This window comes from Enterococcus sp. GC34, from assembly GCF_040886645.1.
Classification (GTDB): domain Bacteria; phylum Bacillota; class Bacilli; order Lactobacillales; family Enterococcaceae; genus Enterococcus; species Enterococcus faecalis.
Genome location: NZ_JBFOEF010000014.1, coordinates 25,391 through 38,815 on the forward strand (window position 1 = coordinate 25,391; position 13,425 = coordinate 38,815).

Sequence of the window (13,425 nt, forward strand, 5' to 3'; positions counted from 1 at the left end):
GCTTACGCCTCCTCTTTATCAGTTTCGGACTCGCTTTGTTTTGCTTCTACAGCTTCACTAATCGTTGTTTCATCGCCCCAGATAACATCATAAACAATGTCAACAAGGGAAGCACGTGTTAAGATGCCCACCACTCGTTTTTGTTCATCAACGACTGGTACATATTTTAAGCCACGTTTTAAGATTCTTTGTAAAGCATCACGTAAAAGAGCGGTTTTTTGAACAAAGAAGACATCTTTATTCAAGATATCACCAACACTAGAAGCTTTGCCACGTTGCTGATCTAATGTTTCAACATCGATAAAGCCTTTAAGCACATGGGAATTATCAACAACTAATAAGGTATCAACCCGTTTTTCACGCATCAATTTAATCGCTTCTTGTAAAGATTTTTCTGGCGTGATAGTAATAGCTGAATTTAACATGACTTCATCAACAGTGGTGAAATCAGGTTTGGCTTGTAATAAGCGATCTTCTCCGATGAGTTCTTCTACAAATTCATTGGCTGGATGACGTAAAATATTATCTGGTGTGTCAAATTGAATTACTTTGCCTTCGCTCATAATGGCAATTTTATTTGCTAATTTCAACGCTTCATCCATATCATGGGTAACAAAGACAATCGTTTTTCCTAAACGTTCTTGCAAATCTTTCACTAAATCTTGTAATGAATCACGGGTGATAGGATCTAAAGCACCAAAAGGTTCATCCATTAGAATAATATCTTGATTGGCAGCTAAAGCCCGCACAACGCCGATTCTTTGTTGTTGTCCGCCAGAAAGTTCATTGGGATAGCGGTCCAACATTTCTCGTGGTAACTCAACCAAATCAATCATTTTTTCGGCTATCTTATTGCGTTCTTCCACAGGTACTTTTAATAATTTAGGCACTAAAACGATATTTTCACGAATGGTCATGTGAGGCATCAAGCCGATATTTTGAATGACATAGCCAATTTGGCGACGTAGCTCTACAGGATTGATTTTTTGAATATCTTGGCCATCAATTAAAATTTTTCCTTTTGAAGGGTCAGTCATGCGGTTAAGCATCCGCATTGATGTCGTTTTTCCACTACCACTTGTTCCGATGAAGCAGATAAATTCACCTTTATCGAAAGACAAATTAATGTCATCAACGGCGACTTTTCCGCCTTTATAAAATTTTGATACATGCTGAAATTCTATCAACTTACTCACCTCAACTAAATATTTTGAAAATGTATCTTATTACTAGTATGCTATAAAAATGCGATTTCGACAAATGTAATCTATTTTTAATGGGAAAAAGAAGGCGGTAAAAATTTTTTAATTCGTTCTAAAAAAAAGAAAAGACAACTATTGTTTAGTAAAAGTTGTCTGAACGAAACAAGATGTTAAAAAGAGTATTCTGAGAAGGGGGAAAAGCCGCTATAACAAAGAAAAGTGTCCTTTATAGCAAGTTGACGGGAGCTGAGTTTTTCATTAGAATGGAAAGAGAACAAGGGAATAAAATAAAAAAAGGCGCTTCATGATTTAGCGGCAACTAAATCACGAAGCCTTGAATAGTCACCTGTGCAAGTGGACCATCAAGTTGCCCGTTCAATCAATGGAAACCATTGATCACTTTTATTTTACTGAATTTTTGAAAAAATTACCAGTTTTTTTAAGAAGTAAGAAGTGGAAGAACGAAGGATGCTTTTTATGGAATGTGCAATGACGTTCAGAAAAATCTGAAGGTCATTTTTTATTCTCTTGTTCAAACATTCAAACATAGGGGAAGAGAGACGGACGTAATTTTGTCACCGATTATTACGTCCGTCTTCCGTTGTTTTCTAAAGCGTTGGTTACATATCTTTGTAGAGGTTGGCTTCGATTGCAGTCCGTTTTGGTTCTAAAAAAGGCGGTAAAGCCAACGTTTCCCCTAAATGTTCCAGAGGCTCATCCAATGTAAAACCAGGAGTCAAAGTAGCAAATTCAACCCGATTCCCGCCTGGTTCACGAATGTATAAACTTTTAAAATATCCACGACTTACATACATTTCAATTTCCCAGCCTTGTGCTAAAGCGCGAGTGTGTAGTTCTTGTAATGCTTCATCATCAGCCACAGAAAAAGCAATATGATCCATACTGCCACGCCCCATTCGGCTTGTTTTATCCGACGTTGTTTGATGAACAGAAAAGCTTTCCGTCTCACTTAAAATAATCGTATTGCCAACTGCTTGCCAACCAAGAAATGTTTCAAAAAAGGCCAAGGTTTTTTCAGAATCTGGCACATGAAATTCAGTAGAGGCCAAACCGATAATTTGAACCGCTGCTGGAATGTCGTTAGAAACAACGAGTGTTTCTTTTAATGGATTTTCAGGAACTTCTGTCAGGATAATATGCGTATCATCTGGATCACTGAAATGTAGGCTCTTTTCTTTTTTGTTAAATGGAATTTTGTTTTCTGTTAAACGTTGTTCCCAAAAGGAAAGGCTATTTTGGGGGATTTTTAAGCCAATCGTGGCTAAATAATTTTTTTCTTCATAGCGGTTGCCTAATAAGGGCACGATAAAAAAAGTTACTAAGCTTCCCGGTGTGCCTTGATAATCGCCATAAAAATAATGAGGCATGCGATTGTTGTCTTGATTTACGGTATTTTTGACAAAACGTAAGCCTAACAATTTTGTATAGAATGATTGGTTTTCTTGACCATGACGCGCTAATAGTGAAACATGATGAAATTGAGCATGCATTTTGAGTTCCTCCTCTAAATAACTATGTATACTTACTTAAAGTAAGTATAGTGCTTCTGACATTTTTTGACAACTATTTAGTTTGATTCAGAAGGCTGACATAGCCAGAAACAAGAAAAAGTGTTAGAATAACCAAGATAAAAACTAGTAGAAAGAGTGACGGAAATGCTAAGTACAGAAGATTTTGATTTTGATTTACCAGAAGAATTAATTGCTCAAACCCCACTAAAAGATCGCGCTAGTTCACGATTATTAGTTGTAAATAAAGAAACAGGGGACATGGAGGATAAACATTTCCATGATATTCTTGATGAATTACAGCCTGGGGATGCATTAGTCATGAATAATACCCGGGTACTGCCGGCCCGTTTATATGGAGAAAAACCTGAAACAGGCGGTCATTTGGAAGTTTTACTTTTAACAAATACAGAAGGCGATACATGGGAAACCTTGATTAAACCCGCGAAACGTGCAAAAGTCGGCACGGAAATTCAATTTGGCGATGGTCGCCTAAAAGCGGTAGTTAAAGAAGAGTTGGAACATGGTGGTCGAATCATTGAATTTAAATATGATGGTATTTTCTTAGAAATTTTAGAATCGTTAGGAGAAATGCCATTGCCGCCATATATCAAAGAACGCTTAGATGACCCAGATCGTTATCAAACGGTTTATGCTGAAGAAAATGGTTCAGCTGCAGCACCAACAGCGGGTTTGCATTTTACAAAAGAACTATTAGAAGAGATCAAAGCAAAAGGTGTTCATCTCGTTTATTTAACGTTACATGTCGGTTTAGGAACATTCCGTCCCGTGAGCGTTGATAATATAGAAGAACATCATATGCATAGCGAATTCTATCGTTTAACTGAAGAAGCGGCTAAGCAATTAAATGAAGTACGCCAAGCAGGCGGTCGGATTGTTGCGGTTGGAACAACTTCTATTCGTACGTTGGAAACAATTGGCACAAAATTTAATGGTGAAATCCAGGCTGACAGTGGCTGGACCGATATTTTTATCACACCAGGGTATCAATTTAAAGTTGTAGAGGCTTTTTCAACGAACTTCCATTTACCAAAATCTACGTTAGTGATGCTTGTGAGTGCCTTTGCAGGAAAAGACTTAACATTGGCTGCTTATCAACATGCAATTGAAGAAAAATATCGTTTCTTTAGTTTTGGCGATGCAATGTTTATTAAATAAGCGACACTTTGTGAGCAGAATACTTGGGATTGAAACAAAAATATATTATGATAAACACGTGATTTTTGGAATCACAGTAAAGGTGTGCTTTATTTTTTCTTCCCCTGTAAATAATAAAGTTAGAAACCAAAACGCTACTAGAGCAAAAATGCTTAGTAGACAATCTTAGAATAAAAAGAACGACGCAACCACGGTTGCGCCGTTCTTTTTTTATGTAAGCAAAGATTAATTATTGAAACAACAATACGAAGAAGTGCTTTCTTCGTATTGCCGGTACTAAGTTGTACCTCGGCAACTCCAAGTACAATCAGAAAAATTGTCTTGTTAAGTACAGCTTATACTGTTTAGGCTTCTTGTTCTACATCGTCATTCAGTGTTTCTTTGAAGGTGAACACATCATCAATGGTTACGCCAAAGACGTTCGCGATGTCATGCGCAAGAAGTAATGAAGGATTGTACTTGTTTCGTTCCAGTTGAATAATTGTTTGTCGAGAGACACCGACTCGATTGGCCAAATCTTGCTGAGTCATACGAGCCATAGCACGATAAACATGAATTGAACTTTCAAACGAAGATTTTTTCTTTTTTCGCATAGCATTCCCTCCTTTAAAAGAAGATAAAATAGAATGTGCACCTTGAATATAACACATATGATTATTTGATACAAATATATTTTATTGCCTAAAAGAAAAAACCGAGCTTAAATTTAAGCTCGGCCTTGTTAACGGGAAGACATCAATTGGTTGAATAAGTGTTTACATTTCGCGATACATGTAAAGCAAAAGGTGAACGTGATGTGGTGAAACTAAAACCTTGTTTTCATACAGTTTCGACGCTTGGATGGTGGATAACTTGCGTTAGGTGATAACAGATAGGGTAAATGCTTTATAGAAACTCCATCCTTCTATAACCTTTCCCTATTTTCCGATACGAGTTATCACTAACAATTACTCTACACGTATTGTTTACAGGTGAATCTTGCAATTCTAACAACTTTGAGTTTACCGATTTTTATCTACTGAGAAAATCTTCAACCAATTGATTTGCATGTCCTCCTTACACTTAAAGAATAGCACTTTTTGGAAGCGTTTGCAAGTTATAACACTTATTAATAAGATTAAATATAATATTTTTCTGGTTATTTTATAACATGTAAAATAAATAATCGTGCGAACTAAATAACATTGTATTTTTTTGTTGTTTTTGTGTTGAATATATAGAAATAAACTATTTTTTTATCAGACAAAATGAAAAAAATGTCCATTGCTTTTTGGCTGAATTCGTTTCCTTTTTCATAAAATTCCCATAATCAAATAGAAACATTGCTGTAGCAACAACGAAAATACCAGTTTTTTCTGGACATATGAGAGAACGCTAAGCCAAAGATGAAAAAAGTTGCGTGTTCAAAAAAAATCATGTTATATTTAATAGAGACACTATTATATAGGAAGAAAAAATTAGAGGGGGAATAGGATGGAAGCTTACAAGCAAACTGTCGATACTGTCACAAAAGAAGTTTCAGTCAATACTGAAACTGGTTTAACACAACAAGAGGCCCAACAACGGCTGAAAGAAAATGGCCGCAATCAATTTGAAGAGGCTAAGAAGGATTCTGTGTTAAAGAAATTTATTCACAGTTTATCTGATTTTACAACGATTATTTTATTAGTTGCTGCGGCAATTTCGTTTTATACAGCAATCGTAACAGAACATGGCGAATATTTTGAAGGAATCTTAATTATTGCAATTGTGATTATCAATGCTGTTTTAGCCATTGTTCAAGAAGGAAATGCTGAAAAATCTCTGGCGGCTTTACAAGACATGAACAAGCAAAGTAGTGCAGTCTTACGAGATGGCAAGGTAATCGAAGTCGATGCTGAAGAACTAGTAGTAGGAGATGTTCTAGTTCTTGAAGCTGGTTCAATGATTACAGCCGATGCACGACTTATTCAAGCTTCTCAAATGCGCGTAGAAGAGTCAGCACTAACAGGTGAAAGTGAACCTGTTGAAAAAGATCCTACATACGTGGGGCATGACGATGATGGCTTAGGAGATCAAATAAATATGATTTTCAAAGGCTGTACCGTTGTGAATGGCCGCGGACGAGCAGTAGTAACTGCAACAGGAATGAATACAGAAATGGGTAAAATTGCTGGGTTACTGAATAACAGCGATCAGCAAAAAACACCATTACAAAAACGCTTGAATCAATTAGGCAAACGTATTAGTTTGTTAGCCTTAGGGGCTGCGGCAATTGTTTTCATTATTGGTGAACTGCAAGGAGAACCGCTTCTTGAAATGTTTATGACAGCCGTTTCCTTAGCGGTGGCAGCTGTACCAGAAACACTAACCGTGATTGTAACGTTAACCTTAGCATATGGTGTTCAAAAAATGGCTAAAAAACATGCGATTATTCGCCGATTGCCAGCAGTAGAAACGCTAGGAACTGCGAATGTTATCTGTTCTGATAAGACAGGAACACTGACACAAAATAAAATGCGTGTCCGCCGAGTATGGCATCGTGGTGATGAAGTAACGGATACGGAAGATGCCATGACCGATGAAGCCATGGAAGTACTGAAAATGGCTGCTTTATGTACAGATGTCATTGTGGAAAAAGAAGGCGATGAACTAACTGTTACAGGGAATCCGACAGAAGCGGCAATTGTTCGTGCTGTCGAAGAGAATTATCATACGAAAGAAGAACTTGAAGAAAAATATCCTCGTATTGGTGAAATTCCCTTTGATTCAGAACGTAAAATGATGACTACGGTCCATCAATGGGGGAAAAAGCACATCTCAATTACTAAAGGAGCCTTTGATGTGTTACTACCTCGTTTTGGTTTCGGGGATGTCGATCAAGCGGCTATTGTTAATGATCGTTTCGGAAAACGAGCGTTACGAGTTATTGCTGTCGGTTATGCCGTATATGATGAACCACCCAAGGAAATTACATCGGAGGCTTTAGAAAAAAATCTTCGCTTGTTAGGCTTAATTGGCATGATTGATCCACCACGTCCAGAAAGTAAGGGCGCCATTGCTCGTGCGAAAAAAGCTGGAATTAAAACAGTCATGATTACTGGTGATCACGTGGTAACAGCCAGTGCAATTGCTAAAGAATTAGGAATTTTAAAAGATAAAAGTGAAGCCTTATCTGGTTCAGAACTGAAAAAAATGAGTGATGAAGAATTAGATAAACGGGTTAAAGATTTATCCGTTTATGCACGTGTAACCCCTGAAGATAAAATTCGAATTGTTCAATCATGGCAACGTTCTGGCGCTGTTGTAGCAATGACCGGAGATGGCGTGAATGATGCGCCAGCCTTGAAAGCTAGTGATGTCGGTTGCGCAATGGGGATTACTGGAACAGATGTGGCCCAAGGCGCTTCAGATATGATTTTGACGGACGATAACTTTGCAACTATTGTTGATGCGGTTGCGCAAGGACGTGCCGTGTACCGAAATATTCGTAAAGCCATTAACTTCTTGTTAAGCTGTAATATTTCTGAGATTTTTATTGTTTTAATTGCCATGTTACTTGGTTGGGGTGCGCCATTTACTGCGGTTCAACTGTTGTTTGTTAACGTGGTCGCAGATGGGTTACCTGGTTTTGCATTAGGGAAAGAACCAGCGGAAAAAGGAATTATGGATGAGGCACCAATTCCTAAAAATGAAGGGATTTTTGCACGAGGCTTATGGCAAAAGATTGGGATTAATGCAGCAGTGTTCACAGTCATTACTTTGTTTGGTTTTTATCTAGGTGCTTTTGTACCAGGTGTTTCAGCCTATGTTTCAAACAGCTATGAAGTGGGACAAACAGTGGCATTTTTAATCTTAGCTTATTCCTCTATCTTACATGTCTTTAATGTTCGTAGTGCGAACTCTGTTTTCCGTGTAAAATTATCAAGCAACAAGTCGCTCTTTGAAATGGTCGTTTTAGCATTACTAATTACCACAACCATTGCTTTATTACCATTCACACAAGAACTATTTGGATTAGTGCATATTAGTTTAAATCATTGGATGTTAGCAATTTTCCTATCCTTTGTGCCAATTTTCGTCAATGAAATGATTAAGTTCCATTTCTCTGAAGTTGAAGAGGAAGAAGAAGTGATTTAAATTTAACAGGAATAAAAGAAGCTGCTTTTGTTCAGAAAATTATCTTAATAGTTAGCAAGTGGGGCAGCAGTCGTTTCGACTGCTGCCCCACTTATTTTTGATTTTCCTTTTTTCAAAATAGGTGGGTTTCTTATCTAAGATGAACATTCTCTAATAAAAAGACTTGCTAAACGATTTAAAACGTATTATAGTGAGTAGCATCGTTAGTCAAAAAGCGCTTTTTGACTAATGAAAAAGATATATAAAACGTTATATAATAAAGAGTTTTAAAAGTTTTTATGGAGCTGTTGGTTAAACTAAACGAAGTCATTTCTTTTGTAGGAGGAAAGTATTGTGTTACACAAAGCAGAGGGGTTTGATCGTCGGAAATTTACGATGGCAGGGATCTTAGTTGCCATGGGCGTTGTCTATGGAGATATTGGAACGAGCCCTTTATATGTAATGAAAGCCATTGTAGGAGATAATGGTGGCTTGGCACGGGTTTCTGAATCGTTTATTTTAGGTTCGGTCTCGTTAATTTTTTGGACATTGACTATCTTAACCACGATTAAATATGTAGTTATTGCTTTAAATGCTGATAACCATGGAGAAGGTGGGATTTTCTCTCTTTATACATTGGTTCGTAAAAAAAGTAAGTATTTGATTATTCCCGCAATGATTGGCGGCGCCGCTTTACTGGCTGATGGCGTTTTGACCCCAGCTGTGACAGTGACGACAGCGATCGAAGGCTTACGGGGGATTCCGGCATTTTTTGAACGTTTTGGTAATGACCAAACGATTATAGTGGTTATTACGTTGACGATTATTTTAATTCTTTTTTCTGTTCAACGATTTGGAACAGAATTGGTCGGGAAAGCTTTTGGGCCGATTATGTTCATGTGGTTTACTTTTTTAGGCATCATTGGTTTAATGAATTTTAGCCAAGATTGGACGGTTATTCGTGCATTAAATCCATATTATGCTTTGCAATTACTAGTCAGTCCAGAAAATAAACTAGGTCTATTTATTTTAGGGAATATTTTCTTGGCTACAACTGGTGCTGAAGCTTTATATTCTGATTTAGGGCATGTAGGAAAAATGAATATCCGCATTAGCTGGCCGTATATTAAGATTTGTTTGATTCTTAATTATTTAGGTCAAGCTGCATGGTTGTTAACGGTCAAAGAAAACCCTGAAATGCAGGCATTAGCTGAAATTAACCCATTTTTCCAAATGATTCCACGAGGTATTCTCGTATTTGGCGTTGTTTTTGCAACAATCGCCGCAGTGATTGCTTCGCAAGCGTTAATATCAGGTTCGTATACTTTAGTTTCTGAAGCGATTAAATTGAAGTTATTACCAAGACTCAAAATTATTTATCCTGGGAGCAATATCGGTCAAATGTATATTCCAGCGGTGAATTTAATTTTATGGTTAGCTTGTTCAGCAATCGTGCTGGCTTTTAGAACATCGACACACATGGAGGCTGCGTATGGTCTATCGATTACGATTACGATGTTGATGACAACCATTTTATTGTTGTTTTATCTTTTGGATAAAATTCCAGCTTGGTCTGCGTATCTAATTTCCTTGTTCTTTGCTGCCATTGAAGTTGTCTTTTTCTTTTCAAGTGCTGCGAAGTTTTTCCATGGTGGATATGTTGCTGTGGGAATGGCAGTCTTCTTGTTATGCATCATGATTATTTGGGAACGCGGCAACGAGATTAAGGAAGCAACGGCGGAACAAGTGTCGTTGGAAAAATATGTACCACAACTTAAAGCTTTGAAAGAAGATACATCTGTACCTATGTATCAAACCAACGTGGTCTTTTTAACCTCCGATCGAGTGGACGGCGAAATTAATCGTAATATTATTTATTCGATTTTGGACAAACAACCAAAACGAGCGAACGTTTATTGGTTTGTTAATGTTCAGGTAACAGATGAACCCTTTACTCAAGAGTATTCTGTTGACATGTTAGGAACTGATTTTATTGTGCAAGTTCAGCTATATTTAGGCTTCCATATTTCTCAAGAAGTGAATGTATATTTAAGACAAATTGTTCATGACTTGATGAAAACAGGCCGCTTGCCAAAACAGCCACAACGTTATTCATTAACGCCAGGAAGAGAAGTTGGCGATTTCCAATTTGTATTAATTCAAGAAGAATTATCTAACGTTTCTGAACTGAAAAAATGGGATCGACAAATTATGCAGGCAAAATTAGCTATCAAAAACTTAACTACCTCTCCTGAAAGTTGGTTTGGCTTGGAATACAGTGAAGTCAAATATGAATCCGTTCCTTTAATCATTGGACCACAACGGAAAACGCACTTAGTCGAACGAAAGAATCGTTCATAAATAGAAGAAATTTAACTAAAAGATTGAGCCTAAGTCCTTGAGATACATGGCTCAATCTTTTTTGTAGAATCAGAGTAAATACTGTAATTCCACAAAGAATTCATTTAAAAGTGTTTGGTCTTTAAAGGAATTCATTCGCTTAAAGATGGCCAGTAAGACTTCTTTTTGTGGTTCAGTTAATTGATCTACTTTTAACAAAGGAAGAAAAGCGATAATCAGAGAATAATCCAATTCTGGATTTTGAGAATGTGTAAATAATTCATGGAGTTCCGACAAAATAAACGGATGATAATAAGATTGGTCAGACTGTTCTTCTGCAGTTGTTGGTTCATAAATAGAAATACTCTCTTGGGAATGAGAGGGGGCTTCTACTGTTAAAGGAAAAGCATAAAAGGACTGCTGTAACTTTTGCGCTTGAATCATAATTTTTAAGGAATCGTGATAGGATAGCTGTTCTTCAGATAAACGTATCATCAACTGAGTAAAAAAAGGTGGTTTTAGCAGTTGTTTATTTTGAAAATTTTCTTTTAATAGCTGGCGCACAAATCGATCGAAATCACCATAAAGTAGCCAATCTACTGTTGTGTCGCAGGCTTTAGCGATTTTTTTTAAGTATCGTTTATTGGGTAAATTCAAACCTAATTCCCAGTTACTAATTGTACTTCCACTAGATAAACCAATTTTATTGGCTAAATAACGTAAAGTGTACTTCTTCTTTTTTCGAGCTTCACGCATGCGCGCCCCGACTTGCTTTGTAGTAATTTTCATTGAAACACTCCTTTTGTAATAAATATGAGGATAAGGTGTTCTTAAAATATACATACGCAAAATTCGGCTCTTTTTTTTTCTAAACTAAAAAAAGTAATTATTTCTAACAATTTTCATCTTGTGCTATGCTTAAGATGAAAATACTTAAGAAGAGAAGGGATCATATGTCAGCAAAACATAATCATGAACAACACCAGGAAAAACAGCCAACAATGTCCCACGATAAAATGAATCACATGAATCATGATATGGCGCATGAACAAATGGCTATGTCACACCAACATGAAGGAATGAAGGGAATGGACCATTCAATGCATATGGGGAATTTTAAACAAAAATTCTGGCTGTCATTGATTTTAGCTATTCCGATTATTGTTCTTTCACCAATGATGGGTTTTCAATTACCTTTTCAATTTACTTTTCCAGGTTCTGATTGGTTGGTCTTAATTTTAGCAACTGTGCTATTTTTTTATGGTGGACAACCATTTTTAAGTGGCGCTAAAATGGAATTACAGCAAAAGAGTCCAGCAATGATGACGTTAATTGCGATGGGGATTTCGGTATCATATTTTTATAGCCTATATGCGTTTTACATGAATCATTTTACGAATCAGGCCCACGTGATGGACTTTTTCTGGGAATTAGCCACTCTGATTGTTATTATGCTTTTAGGCCATTGGATTGAAATGAATGCTATTTCTAATGCTGGTGATGCCTTGAAAAAAATGGCTGAACTGTTACCTGACACAGTCAAGCGAATGACTGAACATGGGGAAGAAGAAATTCCTTTGCAAGATGTCCAAGAAGGCGATCGCTTGATTGTTCGTTCGGGAGATAAAATTCCGACAGATGGTAAAATTTTGAAAGGAAGCACAACAGTCGATGAATCGATGGTTACAGGGGAATCAAAAACAGTAGAAAAAAACATTGGCGACTCCGTGATTGGTGGAGCTGTCAATGGCAACGGAATGATTGAAATTTCAGTAACTGGCACGGGTGAAAATAGTTACCTGTCAAAAGTTATGGAGATGGTTAAACAAGCGCAATCGGAAAAATCAAAACTAGAATCTATTTCAGACCGTGTAGCCAAGTGGTTATTCTATATTGCCTTATTCGTAGGTGTGTTAGCATTTATCGGTTGGTTACTCGTAACGAAAGATTTGTCGCTAGCATTTGAACGAATGGTTACAGTTTTTATTATTGCCTGTCCCCATGCGTTAGGCTTGGCAATTCCTTTAGTGATTGCTAGAAGTACCTCCATTGCTGCTAAAAATGGCTTACTTTTAAAAAATCGGAATGCATTAGAACAAGCCAATAAGGTTGAATATGTGTTGCTGGATAAAACTGGTACTTTAACAGAAGGACAATTTACAGTTACTGGCTTAGAATTAATGAGTAAGCAGTTTACTAGAGAAGAAGCACTTAAATATATTGGGGCATTGGAAAAAAATGCAAACCATCCGTTGGCAATTGGGATCATGAACTATTTAAATAAACAAGCCGTTCAACCTTATGAAGCCCATAATCTGCAAGCTTTATCAGGCGTAGGACTGGTTGCTACTGTTCAAAACCAAGAAGTCAAAATAGTCAATGAAAAAGAAGTTGCACGGTTACAGTTAACCTTCGATGAAACAATTAAAACAAACTATCAAGAGCAAGGAAATACTTTGAGCTATTTAATCATCGCTGGTCAATTAGTCGCACTGCTTGCTTTAGGAGATAAAGTCAAACCAGAAGCTAAAACATTTATTGCAGAGTTACAAGCGCAAGGCATTACGCCAGTCATGTTGACAGGGGATAATCAAACAGCTGCCAGTGCAGTTGCTAATTATTTAGGAATGAAGGAATACTACGCAGAGCTCTTACCAGAAGATAAAGAAAAAATTGTGCAACAGTATCTTACTGAGGGGCATCAGGTCATGATGGTAGGAGACGGTATTAACGATGCACCAAGTTTAGCCCGTGCTTCAATCGGCATTGCGATAGGCGCTGGTACAGATGTAGCGATTGATTCGGCAGATGTTGTACTGACGGATAGTGATCCTAAAGATATTTTAAGGTTCTTAGATTTAGCCAAACAAACACGACGTAAAATGATCCAAAATCTTTGGTGGGGAGCTGGGTACAATATTGTCGCCATTCCTTTAGCGGCTGGGGTTCTTGCACCAATTGGGATTGTTTTAAATCCAGCTGTAGGTGCTGTCTTGATGTCATTAAGTACAATTATTGTAGCAGCAAATGCTATGACACTGCATATTTCAAAAAAATAATTCGATATAATTGTAGAG

Annotated in this window: 8 protein-coding genes; 4 read left to right on the forward strand and 4 right to left on the reverse strand. The window is 37.1% G+C overall.

The annotated features are described in order from the left end of the window. Nucleotides 1-2: 2 nt before the first annotated feature. Complete coding sequence (locus tag AB3I72_RS12510; protein WP_002355745.1) at nt 3-1,196, reverse strand: betaine/proline/choline family ABC transporter ATP-binding protein; 1,194 nt, start codon at nt 1,194-1,196, stop codon at nt 3-5. Between the two features lie 626 nt (nt 1,197-1,822). After that, nucleotides 1,823-2,713: a ring-cleaving dioxygenase gene (locus AB3I72_RS12515; protein WP_002355746.1), complete on the reverse strand. Its 891-nt coding sequence runs from the start codon at nt 2,711-2,713 to the stop codon at nt 1,823-1,825. A gap of 165 nt (nt 2,714-2,878) precedes the next feature. Here AB3I72_RS12515 and queA point away from each other — a divergent pair, with 165 nt between their 5' ends. Then, entirely contained in the window at nt 2,879-3,910 is a 1,032-nt protein-coding gene (gene queA, locus AB3I72_RS12520; protein ID WP_002355747.1) for a tRNA preQ1(34) S-adenosylmethionine ribosyltransferase-isomerase QueA, read from the forward strand. Between the two features lie 344 nt (nt 3,911-4,254). On the opposite strand, the gene AB3I72_RS12525 is transcribed toward queA, so the two are convergent. Beyond that, a complete protein-coding gene (locus AB3I72_RS12525) occupies nt 4,255-4,560 on the reverse strand; it encodes a helix-turn-helix transcriptional regulator (protein ID WP_002355748.1) in 306 nt (101 codons plus the stop codon). Nucleotides 4,561-5,383: 823 nt separating this feature from the next. Here AB3I72_RS12525 and AB3I72_RS12530 point away from each other — a divergent pair. Continuing rightward, entirely contained in the window at nt 5,384-8,029 is a 2,646-nt protein-coding gene (locus AB3I72_RS12530) for a calcium-translocating P-type ATPase, PMCA-type (protein ID WP_368023969.1), read from the forward strand. Nucleotides 8,030-8,362: 333 nt separating this feature from the next. After that, nucleotides 8,363-10,369: a KUP/HAK/KT family potassium transporter gene (locus AB3I72_RS12535; protein ID WP_002415908.1), complete on the forward strand. Its 2,007-nt coding sequence runs from the start codon at nt 8,363-8,365 to the stop codon at nt 10,367-10,369. Between the two features lie 69 nt (nt 10,370-10,438). Here AB3I72_RS12535 and AB3I72_RS12540 read toward each other — a convergent pair whose 3' ends face one another. Then, nucleotides 10,439-11,137, reverse strand: a complete 699-nt coding sequence (locus AB3I72_RS12540; protein ID WP_002415909.1) for a helix-turn-helix domain-containing protein — start codon at nt 11,135-11,137, stop codon at nt 10,439-10,441. Between the two features lie 125 nt (nt 11,138-11,262). Between AB3I72_RS12540 and AB3I72_RS12545 the strand changes: the two genes are divergently transcribed. After that, the gene (locus AB3I72_RS12545; RefSeq protein ID WP_002361337.1) at nt 11,263-13,407 is read left to right on the forward strand and encodes a heavy metal translocating P-type ATPase; all 2,145 of its coding nucleotides are present in this window, start codon (nt 11,263-11,265) and stop codon (nt 13,405-13,407) included. Nucleotides 13,408-13,425: the final 18 nt, after the last annotated feature.

What these genes read in the sequence shown, in the direction of transcription:
- queA (WP_002355747.1), top strand. Translation starts at nt 2,879, where the DNA reads ATGCTAAGTACAGAAGATTTTGATTTTGATTTACCAGAAGAATTAATT.
- AB3I72_RS12525 (WP_002355748.1), bottom strand. Translation starts at nt 4,560, where the DNA reads ATGTGTTATATTCAAGGTGCACATTCTATTTTATCTTCTTTTAAAGGA.
- AB3I72_RS12530 (WP_368023969.1), top strand. Translation starts at nt 5,384, where the DNA reads ATGGAAGCTTACAAGCAAACTGTCGATACTGTCACAAAAGAAGTTTCA.
- AB3I72_RS12540 (WP_002415909.1), bottom strand. Translation starts at nt 11,137, where the DNA reads ATGAAAATTACTACAAAGCAAGTCGGGGCGCGCATGCGTGAAGCTCGA.
- AB3I72_RS12545 (WP_002361337.1), top strand. Translation starts at nt 11,263, where the DNA reads ATGCTTAAGATGAAAATACTTAAGAAGAGAAGGGATCATATGTCAGCA.
- AB3I72_RS12515 (WP_002355746.1), bottom strand. Translation starts at nt 2,713, where the DNA reads ATGCATGCTCAATTTCATCATGTTTCACTATTAGCGCGTCATGGTCAA.